We start from the raw sequence: 18,847 nt of genomic DNA on the forward strand, positions 1-18,847 counted from the left end.
GTTCTCAAGGATCGGACGCTCCCACCATCCCGCATCACACGGTCAAAATGGGGCAACCTGTCAACCTTACCACTTTCAATCTGAATGTCAACTCGGCCGTTTCGCGATCCTCAGCGCATCATGACGATGCAACCGAAACACGCGAACCGAGCAACAAAACCAGCTCGAAGAGTGAGGGTTACCATCCTAAGTCGAATGGGCACACTTGAACAAGTTCAAGCTACCGATAAGTTTAGGAGTTGGTCCCGCTTGAGGCCGGGGAGCAGTTCCGCTCTCCCGCACCTTTGGGGTGACAAGTAAGTACTTTACGGACGTCTCAGCGACGTCGCAAATCGCGCCTGCATCTCGGGCGTGTCGCCTCCTCATCGCCAGGAGAGGGATGTGCGACAGACGAAGAACACCCCGCCGAGCCGCACCGTCACGCGGGAGTGGACGATGCGATCAGCGGGGTGTTCGCGGATGGTGCTTGGGATGCGGCGAGGCCCGGGCCTACAGACCCGAGTAGGCGTGGAGGCCTTTGAAGAACACGTTGACGATGCCGAAGTTGAAGAGGACGGCGGCGAAGCCGATGATGGCGAGCCAGGCAGAACGGGAGCCGCGCCATCCACGGGTCGCGCGGGCGTGGATGTAGCCGGCGTAGATCACCCAGATGATGAACGTCCAGACTTCCTTGGTGTCCCAACCCCAGTACCGCCCCCACGCCTTCTCTGCCCAGATGGCTCCCGCGATCAGGGTGAAGGTCCACGCGATGAAGCCGACGATGTTCACCCGGTACGCGAGGTTCTCGAGGGCGGTCGACGTGGGTAGCGTCGCCAGGAACTTGAACTGCTGGGGCTGGGACTCCGCCACCTGCCGTTCGCGCCTGACCTGCAGCAACTGCAGGCCTGACAGAGCGAAGCCGAGGGCGAAGAACGCCGTGCCCAGCACGGCGACGATGATGTGGATGACCAGCCAGTACGACTGAAGCGCGGGCTGCAGAGGGACGACGGGCACGTAGTACCGCAGGAGCGCGATGCCCTGCAGGACGAGCACAAGGCCCATCACGAAGGTGCCGAGGTACTTGATGTCCCACTTGAGGTTGACCGCCAGGAAGACACCGACGATGACGAGAGTGCCCGTCATCGAGAACTCCCACATGTTCGCCCAGGGCACCCGATCGGCCGCGATGCCGCGGAGGACCGTCGCCACCAGGTGGAAGGCGAAACCGATGATGGTGAGCACGAACGCCCAGCGGATAGACGCCGACGACTCAGAGCCGTAGAGCAGGTCGTCCTCGACCCTGTCGCTGATCCTGGCGGAGAGCCTGCCGAGGGTGGACGTCCCGGCTCGTCCGCCCGACCCGTTCGAACCCTCAGCGGTGATCGTCGCCGTCGTCGACCTGGCTGGAGCTGCGGCCTCGGTTCGACGAGCGACAGCACTCGGCACTGTGGAGGCTTCGACGGCCGTCGCACGTGCTCCTCGCCGCGACAGATCGAGGGCGAACGCGATGAACGCCGCCGCATACATTCCCATGGCCGCGTAGATGAACACGGTCGATAGCTGAGCCAGGGTTTCGGTCACAATGCAAGCCTAAGTGTTTCGGGGGCGGGTGAGGGCGTCGGCGTGATCGTCGGCGATGGATTGCACGGCGGCGGCGAGGTTCGGGTCCTCGCCTCGTGCGAGGCCGGCGTACTCAAGGGTGAGCGAGCCGTCCTCGTTCTCGATGGCTTTCACCCAGAGCCTACGCCGCGGCACGAAGAGCGCCACGAGCAGGCCGGCGAAGATCAGCACGGCGAACGTGAGGACCCAGCCCTGCGCAGGGTCGTGGTGCACATCCAGGGATGCGTAGCGCTTCACGCCGTCGAGGCTGACGGTGCCGAGTCCGTTGGGGAGCTCGACCGTCTCGCCGGGGCGGAGCTGCAATGCCTTGGTCTTGGTCGGCGGACCGGCGAGCTGCTTGAGCGTGTCGGTGTTGAGACTGTAAACGGACTGCGGGACGCCGCTGTCGACTCCGAGGTCGCCGACATAGACGTTGAGGCTGAGCAGCGGGTCGTTCAAGCCGGGGAAGGTGGAGGTGAGGGCGCCCTTGGCCGTGGCGCTGTCTCCGACGGTCGGGTAGAAGAAGCCGATCATCCCGAGTTGCTGCTTGAGGCCGTCCGGGACCTTCACGAAGCCGAGCGAAGTGAGCCGCGCATCCTGAGGGAGGAACGGGATGGTGTCGGTGAAGGCGACCTTGCCGTCCGGGTCGCGCACGGTGATGGTCGGGGCGTAGCCGTTGCCGAGGAGATAGACGTTCGTTCCGCCGATGGCGAGAGGTTCGTTGACCTTGATCGTGGTCGAGCTGGACGTGTCGCCAGGTCCCGTGGTCGTGACGTGCGCCGTGTAATCGAGCGGCTGACCGATGGCATTGTCGTTCTTGGTCTCGTACGCGACGTCCAGTTTGTCGACCCTGATCGAGAACGGCTGCAGCGTGGAGTCGCTGAAGAACCGGCCGGGGTTGAACGAGTTGTACGACGGCAGGCTGTTCACGAAGCTCTGCCCCTCGACCACGACCTTCTGGCCCGTGAAGCCGAAGCCGCCACCGAGACCGATAGCGAGGAGGACGCCGACGAGCGCCGTGTGGAAAACGAGATTGCCCGTCTCGCGGAGGTAGCCGCGCTCGGCCGAGACCGACGTGGACCGCGCATCCTGATAGACGGCGACGCGGTAGCCGGACTTCTTGAGGAGGTCGCGCGCAGCGGCGATCGGCTCAGGGCCGTTCTCGCGCAGGTCGGCCGGGAGCGTGCGCGCCTGGAACCCGGCCATGCGGGTGAGCCGAACGGGCGTCTTCGGCGGCTTGGCCCGCAGCGCGTCGAAATGATGCTTGGTGCGCGGGATGATGCAGCCGATGAGGGAAGCGAAGAGCAGCAGGTAGATCGCGGAGAACCACACCGAGGTGTAGACGTCGAACGCCTGGAGCTTGTCGAGGAACGGCGCGATGTCCGCGTGATCGGTGAAGTACTTGGTGACGCCGTTGGGGTCGGAGCTCCGCTGCGGGACGAGCGATCCTGGAACGGCGGCGATGGCGAGCAGCAGCAGGAGGAACAGCGCTGTGCGCATACTCGTGAGCTGTCGCCAGAACCACCGCAGCCAGCCGACGAAACCGAGCTTGGGCTGCTCGATCTCGGGCTGATGCCGCGGGGGCGCAGAATCGATGTGGTCAGAGGGCCGGCTCAAAACCTTGAATCACCGCCAGGAATTGGGACATGAGCTGGCTCCAGATGCCGGACGCCATGAGGATGCCGATGATGACGAGCAGAACGCCGCCGATGATGTTGATGACACGGATGTGCCGCTTGAGGAATGCGACGGACCCCGCGACCCAGTCGAAGCCAAGGGCGACGAGAAGAAACGGGATGCCGAGGCCGATGCAGTAGAAGAGGCCGAGCAGGGCGCCGCGCCACGGCGAACCGCTGCCGACGCTGAGGGCGCTGATCGCGGCGAGCGTTGGGCCGATGCAGGGCGTCCAGCCAAGACCGAAGACGATGCCGAGCAGCGGCGCTCCGATGAGGCCGGTCGCCGGGCGCCAGGTGGGTTTGATGGTGCGCTGCAAGAACGAGAACTGGCCGATGAAGACGAGGCCCATCGCGATGACGAGGACCCCGAGGATGCGGATGACGACTTCCTGCCACCGGACGAGCCACAGGCCGAGAGCGCCGAACGCGGCACCGTACGCGATGAACACGATCGCGAAGCCGAGGATGAAGAGCGAGACGCCGGTGAGCAGGCGTGAGCGGTCGCGCTTGGCTCCCAGGTCGGTGAATCCTCCGACGTATGCCAGATAGCCGGGCACGAGCGGCAGTACGCACGGCGAGGCGAACGAGACGAGACCGGCGAGGACAGCGACCGGCAGTGCGAAAAGCAACTGCCCGCTGAAGACGATCTCTCCGACTCCGCCCACGTCAGTCGGTCTCGGCGACGGCGTCGGAGATGAGCGAGTTCAGCGTGCTGGCGTCGGGAAGAGCACCGAGGATGCGAGCGGCGACTCTGCCCTTCCTGTCGATGACCAGCGTGGTCGGCGTCGCCTTCGGCGGAACGGTCTTGCTGAACGCGAGCAGCACGGAGCCGGTGTCGCGATCAAGGACGGACGGGTATGTGACGCCCTTGTCCTTCTCGAAGCTCGCCGCGGTGCTCTCGGTGTCGTAGAGGTTCACACCAAGGAAGTCCACGCCCTTGCCCTTGTACTTCTGGTAGAGCGACTCGAGGAACGGTGCCTCGACCCGGCACGGCGGGCATCCCGCGTACCAGAAGTTGACGACGAGCACGTCGCCCGCGTAGTCCTTCGAGGAGACCGCGGTGCCGTCTGCGAGGGTGCCGCTGAAGGCGACGGCTGCTCCGCGGTTGTCCGCGGCGAACTCACTCACCGTGCCGTCGCCCGCGATGTAGTTCTGGCCTGTGCCGGCGCGGTACTGCGCGGCGAGGCCGTCGGAGGACGTGCATCCACTGAGGACCAGTGCGGCGGACGCCGCGACGGCCGCGAGCGGGAGGAGGAAGCGGGACCGGCGGTTCACACGGCCCCCACATCGGTTGCGGTGGAGTTCAGCTCGGCCGCCGGTTCGACGTAGCCGACCTCGATGATGCGCACGACGGGCGCTCCGTTCTCTGGGTGAGCAGATTCGGGATGCGCCTGCTCGGGATGCGCCTGCTCGGACTGCGCCTGCTCGAGGTGGGCGGACGCGGCGGGCTGTTCCTCCGGCTCCACGGTCGCGCGCTCGAACGTGGTGATGCTCGACAGCGCGCAGCGCCGCTTGCGTGGGTCGTGCCAGAAGCGCTCGCCGGCGACGGACAGGTGAGTGACCCAGATCGGGAGCTGATGGCTGACCAGGACCACGTCGCCGGACTCGACGGAGTCGAACGCGTCGTCGATCGCTGCGAGCATCCGCGTCTCGATGCGCGCATACGCTTCGCCCCAGCTCGGCCGGGCAGGGTTGATGAGGAACGGCCAGTTGACGGGCTTCTTCAGCGCCCGCGACATGACAGTGCCCTCGAAGTGGTTGGTCGGCTCGGTGATGCGGTCTTCGATCTGCACGTCCAGCGCGAACGCCGACGCGATCGGCGCTGCGGATTCGCGCGTGCGCTGAAGAGGGGACGCCAGAAGGGCGGAGATCGGGCGTTCGCGCCCGATCAGTTCGTCCGCTGCCGCAGCGGCCATCCTGTGACCGAGTTTGGAGAGGCCGAAGCCCGGCAGCCTGCCGTACAGGATGCCGTCGGGGTTGAACACCTCTCCGTGACGGACGAGGTGAACCTGGCTTGCTACCACCCGACCAGTCTACGGAGGCGTTTCCCTTGAATTCACTGTGCGCTGGCACGGGAGCCCCCTGGACGGGCCGCCCGGCCTGTAGTGGCGGACGGTAGGCTTGTGGCTCGTGACCGCACGAGTATTGATCAAGGACCTTGCCGCATCCCCTGACGGCCCCGTGAGCGTAGCCGGCTGGGTGGAGACGGTGCGCGACCAGAAGAAGGTGCAGTTCGTCGTGCTCCGCGACGAGAGCGGCGCCGTTCAGCTCGTGAATCCGCGCAACGTCGACGCCGACGGCGCGGTGATCGCGGACGAGCCGGCCACCACGATCTCCGGGCTCTCCCAGGGCACGTTCGTGCGCGCCACCGGCGAGCTCAAGCACGACGAGCGCGTGAAGCTCGGCGGCATCGAGATTAAGCTGTCCACCCTCGAGGTGGAGACGCAGGCGATCCCCGAGACGCCGATCGCCGCGGACAGCGGCATCGACAAGCGCATGGACTGGCGCTTCCTCGACCTGCGCGAACCGAAGAACAACCTGATCTTCCGCATCCAGACCACCTTCGAGCACGCGCTGCGTCAGTACTGGATCGACAACGACTTCGTCGAGATCCACACCCCGAAGCTGATGGCCAGCCCGAGCGAATCGCGCGCCGAGCTCTTCGAGGTCGAGTACTTCGACACCACGGCGTACCTCTCGCAGAGCCCGCAGTTCTTCAAGCAGATGGCCCAGTCGGCCGGATTCGGGAAGGTCTTCGAGATCGGCCCGGCGTTCCGCGCCGACCCCAGCTTCACCAGCCGTCACGCCACCGAGTTCACCAGCGTGGACGCCGAGGTGAGCTGGATCGACAGCCACGAAGACGTGATGCAGCTCCACGAGAACCTCATCGTCGCCGGCTTCACCGCGGTGAAGGAGAAGCACGGCGAGCAGATCAAGGAGCTGTTCGACGTGGAGGTGACGGTTCCCAGTACGCCGTTCCCGCGCATCCCGTTGGCGGAGGCGAAGCGGATCGTGGCGGAGCGCGGCTACGAGGTCCCTCGTCACGACGACGACATGGACCCGGAGGGCGAGCGCCAGATCTCGGCGTACGTCAAAGAGACCTACGGACACGAGTTCGTGTTCTTGACGGACTACGCGTCGAGCATCCGGCCGTTCTACCACATGCGACACGAGGGCGACGCCTCGCTCACCAACAGCTACGACCTCATCTTCAACGGCGTCGAGATCTCGACGGGCGCACAGCGCGAGCACCGCATCGAGGTGCTCGAGGAGCAGGCGCGCGACAAGGGCCTCGACCCGGAGGAGCTCGGCTTCTACCTCGACTTCTTCCGCTACGGCGTTCCGCCGCACGGTGGCTTCGGGATGGGCCTCGCCCGTGTGCTCATGCTCATGCTGCACCTGTCGAACCTGCGCGAGACGACCTACCTCTTCCGCGGCCCGACGCGCCTCCTGCCGTAGCGCCGGCCGCGGGCATGGCGGTCCACTGGTCGCCCGCGACCAGGATGTGCCCGAGGAAACGCAGGCCGATGGTGGCCGCCGCCTGGTCAAGACGGCGAGTGAGCATGAGATCGGCGACGCTCGGCTCGAGGGTGCCGCCCGGATGGTTGTGGGCGACGGCGAACGACCGGCCCCCTCTGGTGAGGACGGCCTGCAGGATGTCTGCCGGTTGAACGGAGACGTCGTCGACGCCTCCATCGCGGACGAGAACGAGTTCGAGCGGCCGCGAGGCGCGATCGGCGACCACGACGACGAACCGCTCTCCGTCTCTGTGCAGCAGTTCCGGCCGCACGATGCGTGCGACGGCCTCGTGGTCGACCAGCCTGGTCCAGGACGATGATGCTCCAGCGCGCCGCCAGATCTCGGTGATCGCGACGAGTCGGCCCGCCGTGGCCGGCCCGACTCCCGGCAGGTTCTCGAGCCGAGCGAAGTCCATCGTCGCGAGGCCGGGAAAGCCTGCCGTGCGGCGGAGGATCGAGCGGGACAGGGCGAGCACGCTGCGTCCGGACTGGCCGGAGCCGAGAACCAGGGCGAGCACTTCGTCGTCGGTGAGGGACCCGACGCCGATGCGCCGCATCCGTTCGCGCGGTCTGTCGTGGTGGGGAACATTCGCTAATGACTCCTCGTCATGCTCGTCGGACATGAGCCCAAGCTAGAAGCGCACGATCACCCCGAGGCGCCCCGCACCAAATCTGTGCATAACCGAAGGATGTGGATGACGGCGAGACGTCGGCCCGGCGCGGCGGTGTGACAATGGGAGGGAATCCGGCCACAAGCCGGCCCGCACAGAAGCCACACCACGGCAACGAAGGAGTCGCCATGACCAGTCCGCAGGACGTCGTGATCCTGTCCGCCGCCCGCACACCGCAGGGCAAGATCCTGGGGGCGCTCGCCTCCCAGACAGCGGTGCAATTGGGCGCCGTAGCGCTGCGGAAGGCGCTGGACGAGTCCGGCGTGGGAGCCGACGCCGTGGACGCGGTGATCTTCGGGCAGGTGCTGCAGGCGGGGGCGGGCCAGAACCCCGCGCGACAGACGGCCATCGCAGCCGGTATCGGCTGGAACGTGCCAGCGGTCACGATCAACAAGGTGTGCCTCTCCGGGCTGGCAGCGGTGATAGACGCCGCACGGTTGATCAGGGCCGGGGAGGCGACGGTTGTCGTCGCGGGCGGTCAGGAGTCGATGACGAACGCCCCGCACGTGCTCCCCGGCTCGCGAAAAGGCTGGACGTACGGGTCGATCGAGGCACTCGACTCCGCGGCGCACGACGGGCTGACGGATGCGTTCGACGGAATCTCGATGGGCGCATCCACAGAGGGCTACACCTCGAAGCTCGGACTCACCCGCGAGGCGCAGGACGCGTTCGCCGCGTCGTCGCACCAGCGCGCGGGGGCTGCGGCCGCATCCGGTGTGTTCGACGACGAGATCGCGCCGGTGAGCATCCCGCAGCGGAAGGGCGACCCCGTGGTCGTGAGTGCCGACGAAGGCGTACGGCCGAACTCGACGGCGGAGACGCTGGCCGGGTTGAGGCCGAGCTTCGCGGAGGGCGGCACGCTCACCGCAGGCAACTCCTCGCCGCTGAGCGACGGCGCAGCGGCACTGGTGCTCACCAGCCGTGAGAACGCGGAACGGCTCGGACTGGAGTGGCTGGCGGTTGTCGGTGCGTCCGGTCAGGTGGCCGGCCCGGACAACTCGCTCCACTCGCAGCCGTCGAACGCCATCGCGGCTGCGCTCCGCCGCGCGGAGTGGTCGGTCGACGAGCTGGACTTCGTGGAGATCAACGAGGCGTTCGCCGCGGTCGCGCTGCAGTCGATGGACGACCTGGGCCTGGATGCCGTGCGGGTGAACATCCACGGGGGTGCGATCGCTCTCGGACACCCGATCGGCGCGTCCGGAGCCCGGTTGGCAGGGACGGTCGCGCACGAGCTGGCGCGGCGTGGGAGCGGCAAGGCGGCGGTCGCGCTGTGCGGAGGTGGCGGGCAGGGCGAAGCGCTGCTGCTGTGGCGGTAGTGCGGGTCGGTTAACGCAGGAGAACTTGGCCGACACGCCGCTCGTGACTCCGTTCGGACGGAGAATCCGGCCGGATGGGACCGGATCTCCGTTCGGACGGAGTGCGCGGGTGGCGGAGTGCGCGGGTGACGTGCGGAAGCCGCCGTCAGTCGTTCGGGAGGTGGCGCTCCTCTGCCCCGTTGTAGAGGGAGAGCGGGCGGATGAGCGAGTTGGACGCGTACTGCTCGAAGACATGCGCGGTCCAGCCGGTGACGCGGGCCGCCGCGAAGAGCGGGGTGAACGTCGCCGTGTCGAAGCCCATCAGGTTGTACGCGGGGCCGGACGGGTAGTCGAGGTTCGGCTTGATGTTCTTGCGCTCGTTCATCGCCGACTCGAGGGCGTTGTAGAGGTCGAGCATGTCGTTGCGGTCGTAGTGCTCCGCCAGCTTCTCCAGCGCCGCCTTCATCGTGGGCACGCGGGAGTCGCCGTTCTTGTACACGCGGTGCCCGAAGCCCATGATCTTGCGCTTCTCGGCCAGGGCGTCGTCCAACCACGCCTCGGCGCGGTCGGCGACCTCGATCTCGTCGAACGCGTGCATCACAGCCTCGTTCGCACCGCCGTGCAGCGGGCCCTTGAGCGCGCCGATCGCACCGGTGACGGCCGAGTACACGTCCGAAAGGGTGGATGCGATCACCCGCGCCGTGAAGGTCGAGGCGTTGAACGAGTGCTCGGCGTACAACACCAGGGAGACGCGGAACGCATCCACCACCACGTCGTCCGGAACCTCGCCGAACGTCATCCAGAGGAAGTTGCTGGAGTAGTCGAGGTCGTCGCGCGGCTCGACGGGCTCCAGACCGCGACGGCGGCGCTGGTCGTAGGCGACGATGGTCGGGAGCTGGGCGAGCAGATACACCGCGCGGCCGAGGTTGAGGTCGGGGTCGAGGATGCCGTCGGCCTGCCCGAGAGTGTCGTCGAGGCTGCCGAGGTGGCTGACCGCCGTGCGCACCACATCCATCGGGTGCGCGGACACGGGGATGTCGTCGATCGCCCGCTTGGTGCGCTCGTCGAGCGCCCGCATCGAGCGCTCGAGGGTCGCGAAGGTCGCGAGCTCGTCGTCGGCGGGGAGCTCGCCGTGCCAGAGCAGGAAGGCGACCTCCTCGAACGAGCAGTTCGCGGCCAGCTCCTGCACCGGATATCCCCGGTAGAGCAGCGAATTCGTCTCGGGATTGACGCTCGAAATGGCGGTGGTGTCGACCACCACACCGGCGAGGCCCTTGTGGATCTCGGGGTCGGTCATTGCTGCTCCTTCGCTGCTGCCGGTCGCGCGCTTTTAGCGCTTGACCTCGAAATTGAACACGGACGTGTCGAACGCGTTGTAGCCCTCGTAGTCAATCAGTTCGTAGAGGTCGGCGCGATGCTGCATTTCGCCGAGCTTGGGCTCGAGGCTGCCCGTGTCGAGCAACTGGTCGAGGCCGCGCTCTGCAGCACCCATCGCCAGCCGGAGCAGCGAGACGGGCCAGATGACGATGTTCACGCCGACGTCGCGAAGCTGGTCGACCGTGAACAGGTCGCTCTTGCCGAACTCGGTCATGTTCGCGAGCATCGGAACGTCGATGGCGTTGCGAACGGCCTCGAACTCGCCGAGGTCGCGCATCGCTTCGGGGAAGATCGCGTCGGCACCCGCATCCACCAGTGCTTTCGCGCGGTCGATCGCCGCATCCAAGCCGTCGACAGCGCGGATGTCGGTGCGCGCCATGATGAGCAGATTCGGGTCTCGGCGCGCGTCCGCTGCGGCCCGGATGCGCTTGAGGGCGGTGTTCTCGTCGACGACCTGCTTGCCGTCGAGGTGACCGCAGCGTTTGGGGTTGACCTGGTCCTCGATGTGGAGCCCGGCGACGCCGGCGTCCTCCAGCGTCTGCACGGTGCGCGCGACGTTCATCGGTTCGCCGAAGCCGGTGTCGGCGTCGACCAGGGCCGGCAGGTCGGTCATGCGCGCGATCTGGGCCGAGCGGCCCGCCACCTCGGTCAGCGTGGTGAGGCCGATGTCGGGGAGACCGAGCTCGGCGCTGAGCACGGCGCCCGAGATGTAGACGCCCTCGAACCCTTTGCGCTCGATCAGCCTGGCGCTCAGCGGGTTGAACGCGCCGGGCATCCTGACCAGCTCACCGGATGCGAGGCGTGCACGGAAGGCGGCGCGCTTCTCGTGCGCCGGGACGGAGGAGTACAGCATCAGAAGAGTCCCTTCGGGGTCGGAACGCTCGCGAGCAGGCCCGGCTTGGCTGTGATCGTGAGGCCGCCGAGCTCGGCGGCGGTCAGCGACGGAAGGCGCTCGGCGACATCGAGGAAGCGGTCGATCTCGGCCGGTTCGAGCACATCGGCGGCGAGCATCCGGAACTTGGCGACGTAATCGGAGCGCACGAACGGCCGGGCGCCGAGTGGATGCGCGTCGGCGACGGCGATCTCGTCGGTGATGACGCTGCCATCCGCCATGCGGATCTCCACGCGACCGCCGAACGCCTTCTCGGCGGGATCGAGCGAGTGGTAGCGGCGGGTCCACTCCGGGTCTTCCGTCGTGGTCACCTTGCCCCAGAGCTCGACGGTCTCCGGCCGCTGAGCGCGCGACGGCAGGTAGGAGTCGACGTGGTGCCAGCCGCCGTCCTGCAGCGCGACGGTGAAAATGTACGGGATGGAGTGGTCGAGTGTCTCGCGCGAAGCCGTCGGGTCGTACTTCTGCGGGTCGTTCGCGCCGGAACCGATGACGAAGTGCGTGTGGTGCGACGTGTGGATGACGATGCTCTCCACCCGCGACGGGTCGGCCGCCTCCGGATGCTCGCGGTGCAGCTTGCGAGCGAGGTCGATCCACGCCTGCGCCTGATACTCGGCCGAGTGCTCCTTGGTGTACGAGTCGAGGATGGCGCGCTTGGCCTCCCCCAGCTCCGGCAGCGGAACGTCGTATCGGGCGTCCTTGCCGTCGAGCAGCCAGGCGATCACGCCGTCTTCGCCCTCGTAGATCGGGGTGGGGCTCGTCTCCCCGCGCATCGCCCTGTCGATGGCCTCGACGGCCATCTTGCCCGCGAACGCCGGAGCGTGCGCCTTCCAACTGGAGATCTCGCCCTTGCGCGATTGGCGGGTGGCTGTGGTGGTGTGGAGGGCCTGGCCGATGGCCTGGAAGATCACCTCCGGCGAGAGCCCGAGAAGAGTGCCGATACCCGCTGCGGCGGACGGGCCGAGGTGCGCAACGTGATCGATCTTGTGCGCGTGCAGGCTGATCGCCTTGGCGAGGTCGATCTGGATCTCGTAACCGGTCGCGATGCCGCGGACCAGCTCGCGTCCCGACAGCCCGAACGCACGGGCAGCGTGCTGGGCGACCGCGGTGATCGGCGGGATGTTGTCGCCGGGGTGCGAGTACTCGGCGGCGAGGAAGGTGTCGTGGTAGTCCAGCTCGCGCACGGCGACGCCGTTCGCCCACGCGGCCCACTCGGGGCTGACGCGGAGCGTGGCCGGTTCGCCGAACACGGTGGAGCCGTCCTGCGTGCGCTCGCCAGTCAGCTCCTCCAACTCCCGGACGGGCAGTGGATGCGACAGCGCCTGCGACCGCGCGGACACCACCGGACGGCGGGTGAGCGACGCGGCAGCGACGGCCGCATTGTCGATCACGCGGTTGATCACCATCTCGGTGACCTCCGGCGTGACATCGACGGGGTCTGCTGCGACCTCCGCGATCTTCCACGCGAGCTGATCCTGACGGGCGAGGTTCTCTTCGCTTCTGTGCACACGAACGTTGTGGAGCTTCACGTATCGAACCTACCTCCCCGGAGCGGGGGACGCGGCGCTACGCTGTGCGCATGGTTCCTGGACCCTCGCTGCTGGCGTTCGCGATCGCATCCATCGCACTGATCGTCATTCCGGGGCCGAGCGTGCTGTTCGTCATCGGTCGGTCGCTGTCCCTGGGGCGCGTCGGCGGGCTGCTGAGCGTGCTCGGCAACGCGCTCGGGATGCTGCCGCTGGTGATCGCCGTCGCGCTCGGTGTCGGGGCCGTGGTCGCGCAATCGGAGGTGGTGTTCACGATCATCAAGTTCGCGGGCGCGGCATACCTCGTGTACCTCGGAGTTCAGGCGATCAGGCACAGGAGGCACACGGCCGTGACGCACGAGGCGACGCCGCCTGCGCGGTCACGGCTGCGCATCCTGTCGGAAGGGTTCGTCGTGGGACTGACCAACCCGAAGACGCTGGTGTTCTTCGTGGCGGTGCTTCCGCAGTTCGTCGACTACGGCGCGGGGAGCATCCCGGTGCAGATGTTCGAGCTGGGCGCGGTGTTCCTGGTGCTGGCGCTCGCGTGCGACAGCGTGTGGGCGTTGGTCGCAGGGACCGCGCGCGCCTGGTTCGGGCGGTCGCCGAAGCGCGTCGAGCGGCTGGGCGCTGCCGGGGGCGTGATGATGATCGGGCTCGGCGGGGTGCTGGCGCTGACGGGGAGCAAGCACTGAGGCTGCTGCGGATGCGCTGAGGCGCTCGCGGGAGTCGTGCGAAACGCGCGGTCGCGACGTGGCCGACCGCACGGTTCGCACGACTCGTGCGCGCTAGATGTCGCCTGCGGTCGCAGTGGGCGTGATGACGGCGCGAGCGAGCGAGTGGAAGTGCGCGTTGAAGCCGAGCACCGCGGGGGTGGACTCCTGGTCGAGGTCGAGGTGATCGACGTCGAGGGCGTGCACGATCACGTTGTAGTGGTGGGTGCCTGTTCCGGGAGGCGGGCCGGCGCCGGTGAAGCTCTTCGAGCGCAGCTCGTTGGAGAGCATGGCAGCGCCCTGCGGCAGGTTCGCGCCGCCCTCCGCTCCCGCGTTCGCGTCGAGGGAGGTGACGTCGGCCGGGATGTTGAACACGGCCCAGTGCCAGAAGCCGGAGCCGGTCGGCGCATCCGGGTCGTGGATGGTCACGGCGAAACTCTTGGTCTCCGAGGGGAAGCCGGACCAGGAGAGCTGAGGCGAGATGTCCCCTCCCCCGCCGCCGGCGCCCCACTGAGCAGCGGCCAGCGGGGTGTCCTGGGCGACGTCGTCGCTGGTGACGGTGAACTGAGGAACAGCGCCGAAGCGCTCCAACGGATCTACAGCGGTCATGCGGACAACGCTACGCCCGTCAGCCTGCGTGCGACTTGACCGGCACAGGAACCGGGGTGCGACGGAAACGCTGCGGGAGGCCGGTGACGCCCCAGACGGTCACCCGCCACATGGCTTCGCGGACGATGCCGCCGCTCATCTTGGATGCGCCGTGCTCGCGTTCCACGAACGTGATCGGCACCTCGGCGATGCTGAGGCCCGCGCGAAATGCCCGGCGCAGCATGTCGATCTGGAAGCAGTAGCCCTGGCTCTCCACGTCGGCGAAATGGATGCTGCGCAGAGCATCAGCGGTGAACGCGCGGTAGCCGCCCGTGACGTCCTTGGCGGGAACGCCGAGCGCGATGCGGGAGTACGCGCTGCCGCCGCGGGACAGGAAACGACGGCGGGCAGGCCAGTTCACGACGCCGCCGCCCGGGACCCAGCGGGAGCCGAGGACCACGTCCGCGCCTGGCGCTGGGGCGGTGGTCGTGCCTGTGGCGCTGCCGCTCGTGCTGGTGCCACTCGTGTCGCTCGTGCCGCTCGTGTCGCGCAGGGCGTCCAGCAGGCGGTGCAGTTGCTCCGGCTGGTGGGAGCCGTCCGCATCCATCTCGACGATGCGGTCGTACCCGGCGTCGAGCGCCCAGCGCATCCCGTCGCGGTACGCGGCTCCGAGCCCGTCCTTGCCAGCCCTGTGCATCACGTGGATGCGCGGATCGGATGCGGCGAGCGCGTCGGCGAGCGCCCCCGTGCCGTCCGGGGAGTTGTCGTCGACGACGAGCACATCCACCTCGGGGGTGGCCGCGCGGACGCGTCCGACGATGGACTCGACGTTCTCGCGCTCGTCGTAGGTCGGGATGATGACCAGGGTGCTCACCCCACAAGCATCGCCGATGTTGGTGAATGAAAGGAAACCGATCGGCCGGGAGAACTGAGAGAGCGCACAGGCGGCGCGGCCTAGCATGGTGCGGTGCCCGTGCCGAAAGTCCTCCTCTACTACGTCTTCACGCCCCTCGCCGACCCGGACGCCGTGCGGCTGTGGCAGCGCGACCTCTGCGAGTCACTCGGGCTGCGCGGGCGCATCCTGCTGTCGGGCGACGGGATGAACGGCACGCTCGGCGGGGAGCTCGGCGCGCTGAAGAAGTATCTGCGGAAGACGAAGGACTACCCGGCGTTCAAGAACCTCGACGTGAAGTGGAGCGAGGGCACCGGGCTCGACGAGGACGGGCTGAGCCTCGACTTCCCGCGGCTCACTGTGAAGGTGCGCGAGGAGATCGTCAGCTTCGGGTCGCCTTCCGAGTTGGTGGTCGACGCGTCCGGGGTGGTCGGCGGCGGCGAACGGCTCGACCCGGCAGCGCTGCACTCCCTGATCGAGACGAGGGACGATGTGGTGTTCTTCGACGGCCGCAATCGGTTCGAGGCGGAGATCGGGCGCTTCAAGGACGCCGTTGTGCCGGATGTGTCGACCACGCGCGACTTCGTGGCGGAACTCGACAGCGGGAAGTACGACCATCTCAAGGACAAGCCGGTCGTGACCTATTGCACGGGCGGGGTGCGCTGCGAGGTGCTGTCCGGGCTGATGCGGTCGCGCGGGTTCGGCGAGGTCTACCAGCTCGATGGCGGCGTCGTGCGGTACGGAGAGACCTACGGAGACGACGGGCTGTGGGAGGGGTCGCTGTACGTGTTCGATCAGCGGCAGTCGGTGCAGTTCAGCGACCACACGGCGGTGATCGGACACTGCGTGGTGTGCGGCGGCGCGACGGAGCGGATGCGGAACTGCGCGGATGCGTCGTGCCGGGAACAGCTCGTGGTGTGCGAGGCGGAGGATGCGGTGTTCTGTGCGGTGCACGGCGAGCCGATTCCTCCACTTCGCTGCTAGCGGACGAGTTCTCCACAGCCTCACGGGAACCATTGCCGCCCTGCGCGCGTTGCGGCCATCATGAACAGCATGGATCCGGTGGCAACAATCGTCTGGATCGTGTCGTTCGTTCTCGTCACGGTCACTGTCACTGGTCTGTCGCGCCGTGTCGGCTGGTCGGCGCCGGTGGTGCTGGTGGTCGTCGGGGCGGCGGTGTCATTCATCCCCGGCGTTCCCCACATCGAGCTGGAACCGGAGCTCGTGCTGTACGGGCTGCTGCCTCCTCTGCTGTTCGCCGCATCCATTCAGACGTCCTTCGTGGATGTGCGTGCCAGGCGAGACGGCATCCTGCTGCTCTCGGTGGGGCTGGTGGTGTTCACGGTCGTCGTGGTGGGGTTCGCCACCTGGTGGGTGGTGCCGTCGCTCACGCTCGCGGCGGCGTTCGCGTTCGGGGCGGTGGTGGCGCCGACGGACACGGTGGCGGTGACGGCGATCGCCGGGCGGCTGCACTTACCCAGACGACTCGTCACCGTGCTCGAGGGCGAGAGCCTGCTCAACGACGCCACCGCGCTCGTGGCGCTGAACGCGACCATCGCGGCGATCGTGAGCGTGGTAAACCCCTGGGCCATCGCGGGCGACTTCGTGCTGGCGGTGGTGGTGGGCGTCGCGGTCGGGCTCGGCGTGGGCTGGGTGCTCGCCATCATCCGCAAACAGCTCCGGGCGCCGGTGCTGGACACGTCGCTCGGCCTCATCACCCCGTACCTGGCGTTCATCCCTGCGCAGTTCCTGCACGGGTCCGGGATCCTCGCGGTCGTGGTGTCCGGGCTGTACCTCGGCTACCGGTCGCCGACCATCCAGACCGCGGAGGCGAGGATCGCGGAGTCGATCAACTGGCGCACGATCCAGTTCCTGCTGGAGAACGCGGTGTTCCTGTTCATCGGGCTGGAGCTGTCCGGCATCCTCGCCGGGGCGTTCAAGTCCGGGATCACGGTGGGGCAGACGGTGGTCATCAGCGTGGTCGTGCTGCTCGCGATCTCGCTCGCCCGGTTCGCGTGGATGGTGCTCACGACCGCGCTGTACCGCTATGGCCCCCGGCGTCTGCGGGAGCGCGGCTGGAACTGGCCCACCGGGATCGCGGTGTCGTTCGCGGGCATCCGCGGGGTGGTGACGCTCGCCGCCGTGTTCCTGCTGCCGAACGCGACGCCGCACAAGGAGTTCCTGCAGTTCCTTGCGTTCGTGGTGGTGGTGGGCACGCTGCTGGAAGGGCTCGCGCTTCCGTGGGTGATCCGACGGCTGAAGCTGCCGCCTCCCGACTTCGCGCAGGAGGCGAGCGAGATGCAGCGACTCCTCGCCGAAGCCCAGACGGCGGGGCTCGAGCACCTCGACTCTCAAGTAACGGGAGACGAGGACGAGCGGGTGCTGCAGCGCCTCAGAGTCAATGCGGTCTTCCTTGCGGACGCGCTCGAGAACCCGTCGCCGAACGAGAACGAGAACGTGCCTGTCGAGTACCAGAAACTGCGGCGATCGATGATCAGGGCCGAGCGGCAGGCGGTGCTGGAGGCACGGGCGGAGGGACGGTATCAAGAGCTGGCGGTGCGCTCGGTGCTGGCGTTCCTGGATGCGGAGGAATCGGCTCTGAAGTCGTCGGGGCCGAAGAAGGGGCTCATGTAGGAGGGTGCGAGAGTGTGTCGTCTCCCGCCACGCTTTCGTCGGTGGCGGGGGCGGGCGCGGTGGCGGTGGCGGTGGCGGCGAGCGCCGCGCGGGCACGGCGGGGGCGCGGGCGACGGGCCCAGAGGCGGGAGCGTTGGGAGGACAGCGCCAGGACGACCAGGATGTCGAGAGGGAGGCCGAGCAGGTTGTTGTGGAGGGTGACCTGAGGGCCGCCGTTGAAGAAGTCGATGGCGGCCACGACGACGAGGAGGGAGCTGTAGGACATCGACGCGATGCGGGCCCAGTTGCTGCCGCGGAAGACGAGGACCGCGAGCAGCAGGTAGAACAGCAGGCCGAGAGCGAAGACGATCATCACGACAGCGAGAGCCACCTGCACGATCGACTTCTCGTCCGGGGAGAGCGCGACGCCGGGGTCGTCCACCTGAGCCTGGACGAAGGCGCGCCAGTCGATCACGGTCAGAGCCACGAAGATGCCGCCCGCCACGGTGCGCAGCAGCATGAGCAGGAAGCCGAGCGACGTCGGCACGGGACGCAGTTGCGCTCTGGCCGCGCGGCGCGCATCCGCCTGGTCGGCGACGGCGATCGCAGCCGCATCCACCGGTACGGGGCGCACGTCGATCACCGGCAGGTTCCCGTCGGTCTCGATGCTGTCTCCTCCGCCATTGCGGGAGTGGTAGCCGGTGGAGAAATCCTCGATGACGTCCACGTCCACGCCGATCCGCGCATCCACCAGGGTCGAGACGATGTGGTCGCGTTCGATGTCGGTGTTCGCGTCGATCTTGTGCGTGATCTGAAGGGTGAACAGGGAGAAGCCCACGGAGCGGTCGAACGTGCCGGCCGCCATCCAGTCGGCGTCGTGACCTCCGGGGAGCAGCCAGCCCTCCGGGCAACGCCAGAACCGCACATGGTGACGCTTGGACGGATTGCCGCGGACCTCCTGCTGGTAGGCGACATCCTGCTGGTGGCCGAACAGGAACAACGGGCTCACGGGAGCTTCGTCGTAGCTGCGACGCAAGAGAGTGGATGCGATGATCCCCCAGCTCGTGCGCAGAGTCACCTCGTCGGCCCTGGTCCAGCCCGCCTCGGTCATCGCCTTGTCGAGCTGCGCCTCTGTGCCGAGCACCGCCAGGTTGATCGGGTCGCCGAGGAGGCCGTCGCTGGTGCGCGCCCTCCCGATGAAATAGTCGGGCACGTAGATCGACGTCAGGATGCGGTGCAGACGCGGAAGCACCAGATACGCGACCACGACCCAGAACAACACGAAGAACGCTATGAGGAACCAGCCCCAGGAGAAGCTCTCGGTCAGGACGATCCAGGCCAGCCAGACGGCCGCGGCGCCACCGAAGACAAAGAACAGGTTGTCCACGACCACGTTGACCGACCGGCGACGGGCGGTCGTCGACCGCGTCTTGGTCACCGTCGTCTCGGCCATGCGCTCATCCTAGAACCGCCCGCTCGGGCGTCAGAGGTAGACGCGGCCAGAGCCGTCGGAC

Annotated in this window: 17 protein-coding genes; 5 read left to right on the forward strand and 12 right to left on the reverse strand. The window is 67.6% G+C overall.

The window, feature by feature from the left end:
- Positions 1–489 precede the first annotated feature (489 nt).
- Genes ccsB through ACYVGI_RS12835 form a run of 5 tightly spaced genes read right to left on the reverse strand, consistent with a single transcriptional unit; the run spans position 490 to position 5,278 of the window.
- Positions 490–1,560: a c-type cytochrome biogenesis protein CcsB gene (gene ccsB / locus ACYVGI_RS12815; RefSeq protein WP_460633002.1), complete on the reverse strand. Its 1,071-nt coding sequence runs from the start codon at positions 1,558–1,560 to the stop codon at positions 490–492.
- A gap of 9 nt (positions 1,561–1,569) precedes the next feature.
- On the reverse strand, positions 1,570–3,195 hold the full coding sequence (gene resB / locus ACYVGI_RS12820) for a cytochrome c biogenesis protein ResB (protein ID WP_460633003.1): 1,626 nt from the start codon (positions 3,193–3,195) through the stop codon (positions 1,570–1,572).
- Positions 3,179–3,919, reverse strand: coding sequence for a cytochrome c biogenesis CcdA family protein (locus tag ACYVGI_RS12825; RefSeq protein ID WP_055896637.1), 741 nt, complete (start codon positions 3,917–3,919; stop codon positions 3,179–3,181). The genes resB and ACYVGI_RS12825 overlap by 17 nt, the downstream gene beginning before the upstream one ends.
- A gap of 1 nt (position 3,920) precedes the next feature.
- Positions 3,921–4,529 (reverse strand): TlpA family protein disulfide reductase, encoded by a 609-nt coding sequence (locus ACYVGI_RS12830; RefSeq protein WP_460633004.1) that lies wholly within the window; start codon positions 4,527–4,529, stop codon positions 3,921–3,923.
- Positions 4,526–5,278, reverse strand: a complete 753-nt coding sequence (locus ACYVGI_RS12835; protein ID WP_460633005.1) for a histidine phosphatase family protein — start codon at positions 5,276–5,278, stop codon at positions 4,526–4,528. The genes ACYVGI_RS12830 and ACYVGI_RS12835 overlap by 4 nt, the downstream gene beginning before the upstream one ends.
- 121 nt (positions 5,279–5,399) lie before the next feature.
- Between ACYVGI_RS12835 and aspS the strand changes: the two genes are divergently transcribed.
- Positions 5,400–6,713 (forward strand): aspartate--tRNA(Asn) ligase, encoded by a 1,314-nt coding sequence (gene aspS, locus ACYVGI_RS12840; RefSeq protein WP_460633051.1) that lies wholly within the window; start codon positions 5,400–5,402, stop codon positions 6,711–6,713.
- On the opposite strand, the gene ACYVGI_RS12845 is transcribed toward aspS, so the two are convergent.
- Positions 6,643–7,395, reverse strand: coding sequence for a JAB domain-containing protein (locus ACYVGI_RS12845; RefSeq protein ID WP_460633006.1), 753 nt, complete (start codon positions 7,393–7,395; stop codon positions 6,643–6,645). The genes aspS and ACYVGI_RS12845 overlap by 71 nt on opposite strands.
- Positions 7,396–7,571: 176 nt before the next feature.
- Here ACYVGI_RS12845 and ACYVGI_RS12850 point away from each other — a divergent pair, with 176 nt between their 5' ends.
- Complete coding sequence (locus ACYVGI_RS12850; RefSeq protein ID WP_460633007.1) at positions 7,572–8,759, forward strand: acetyl-CoA C-acetyltransferase; 1,188 nt, start codon at positions 7,572–7,574, stop codon at positions 8,757–8,759.
- 145 nt (positions 8,760–8,904) lie between these two features.
- On the opposite strand, the gene ACYVGI_RS12855 is transcribed toward ACYVGI_RS12850, so the two are convergent.
- Genes ACYVGI_RS12855 through ACYVGI_RS12865 form a run of 3 tightly spaced genes read right to left on the reverse strand, consistent with a single transcriptional unit; the run spans position 8,905 to position 12,533 of the window.
- Positions 8,905–10,035: a bifunctional 2-methylcitrate synthase/citrate synthase gene (locus ACYVGI_RS12855; protein ID WP_460633008.1), complete on the reverse strand. Its 1,131-nt coding sequence runs from the start codon at positions 10,033–10,035 to the stop codon at positions 8,905–8,907.
- Between the two features lie 33 nt (positions 10,036–10,068).
- Positions 10,069–10,968, reverse strand: coding sequence for a methylisocitrate lyase (gene prpB, locus ACYVGI_RS12860; protein ID WP_460633009.1), 900 nt, complete (start codon positions 10,966–10,968; stop codon positions 10,069–10,071).
- Positions 10,968–12,533 (reverse strand): MmgE/PrpD family protein, encoded by a 1,566-nt coding sequence (locus ACYVGI_RS12865; RefSeq protein WP_460633010.1) that lies wholly within the window; start codon positions 12,531–12,533, stop codon positions 10,968–10,970. The genes prpB and ACYVGI_RS12865 overlap by 1 nt, the downstream gene beginning before the upstream one ends.
- A 50-nt stretch (positions 12,534–12,583) precedes the next feature.
- On the opposite strand from ACYVGI_RS12865, the gene ACYVGI_RS12870 reads away from it, so the two are divergent.
- Positions 12,584–13,222, forward strand: a complete 639-nt coding sequence (locus ACYVGI_RS12870; protein WP_460633011.1) for a LysE family translocator — start codon at positions 12,584–12,586, stop codon at positions 13,220–13,222.
- A gap of 93 nt (positions 13,223–13,315) precedes the next feature.
- Here ACYVGI_RS12870 and ACYVGI_RS12875 read toward each other — a convergent pair whose 3' ends face one another.
- Together ACYVGI_RS12875 and ACYVGI_RS12880 are read right to left on the reverse strand one after the other, a co-directional pair.
- Entirely contained in the window at positions 13,316–13,849 is a 534-nt protein-coding gene (locus ACYVGI_RS12875; RefSeq protein ID WP_460633012.1) for a YbhB/YbcL family Raf kinase inhibitor-like protein, read from the reverse strand.
- Between the two features lie 19 nt (positions 13,850–13,868).
- Positions 13,869–14,702 (reverse strand): polyprenol monophosphomannose synthase, encoded by an 834-nt coding sequence (locus ACYVGI_RS12880; RefSeq protein ID WP_460633013.1) that lies wholly within the window; start codon positions 14,700–14,702, stop codon positions 13,869–13,871.
- A 93-nt stretch (positions 14,703–14,795) separates the two neighbouring features.
- On the opposite strand from ACYVGI_RS12880, the gene trhO reads away from it, so the two are divergent.
- Together trhO and ACYVGI_RS12890 are read left to right on the forward strand one after the other, a co-directional pair.
- The gene (trhO, locus tag ACYVGI_RS12885) at positions 14,796–15,704 is read left to right on the forward strand and encodes an oxygen-dependent tRNA uridine(34) hydroxylase TrhO (RefSeq protein WP_460633014.1); all 909 of its coding nucleotides are present in this window, start codon (positions 14,796–14,798) and stop codon (positions 15,702–15,704) included.
- A 69-nt stretch (positions 15,705–15,773) separates the two neighbouring features.
- Entirely contained in the window at positions 15,774–17,354 is a 1,581-nt protein-coding gene (locus tag ACYVGI_RS12890) for a Na+/H+ antiporter (RefSeq protein WP_460633015.1), read from the forward strand.
- On the opposite strand, the gene ACYVGI_RS12895 is transcribed toward ACYVGI_RS12890, so the two are convergent.
- Entirely contained in the window at positions 17,347–18,786 is a 1,440-nt protein-coding gene (locus tag ACYVGI_RS12895; protein WP_460633016.1) for an LssY C-terminal domain-containing protein, read from the reverse strand. The genes ACYVGI_RS12890 and ACYVGI_RS12895 overlap by 8 nt on opposite strands.
- Positions 18,787–18,847 lie beyond the last annotated feature (61 nt).

This window comes from Leifsonia lichenia (assembly GCF_054780215.1).

Excerpts from the sequence above, each read along its gene's own strand:
- ACYVGI_RS12850 (WP_460633007.1), top strand. The coding sequence starts at position 7,572 with ATGACCAGTCCGCAGGACGTCGTGATCCTGTCCGCCGCCCGCACACCG.
- ACYVGI_RS12870 (WP_460633011.1), top strand. The coding sequence starts at position 12,584 with ATGGTTCCTGGACCCTCGCTGCTGGCGTTCGCGATCGCATCCATCGCA.
- ACYVGI_RS12890 (WP_460633015.1), top strand. The coding sequence starts at position 15,774 with ATGGATCCGGTGGCAACAATCGTCTGGATCGTGTCGTTCGTTCTCGTC.
- prpB (WP_460633009.1), bottom strand. The coding sequence starts at position 10,968 with ATGCTGTACTCCTCCGTCCCGGCGCACGAGAAGCGCGCCGCCTTCCGT.
- ACYVGI_RS12845 (WP_460633006.1), bottom strand. The coding sequence starts at position 7,395 with ATGTCCGACGAGCATGACGAGGAGTCATTAGCGAATGTTCCCCACCAC.
- ACYVGI_RS12895 (WP_460633016.1), bottom strand. The coding sequence starts at position 18,786 with ATGGCCGAGACGACGGTGACCAAGACGCGGTCGACGACCGCCCGTCGC.
- ACYVGI_RS12855 (WP_460633008.1), bottom strand. The coding sequence starts at position 10,035 with ATGACCGACCCCGAGATCCACAAGGGCCTCGCCGGTGTGGTGGTCGAC.
- ACYVGI_RS12875 (WP_460633012.1), bottom strand. The coding sequence starts at position 13,849 with ATGACCGCTGTAGATCCGTTGGAGCGCTTCGGCGCTGTTCCTCAGTTC.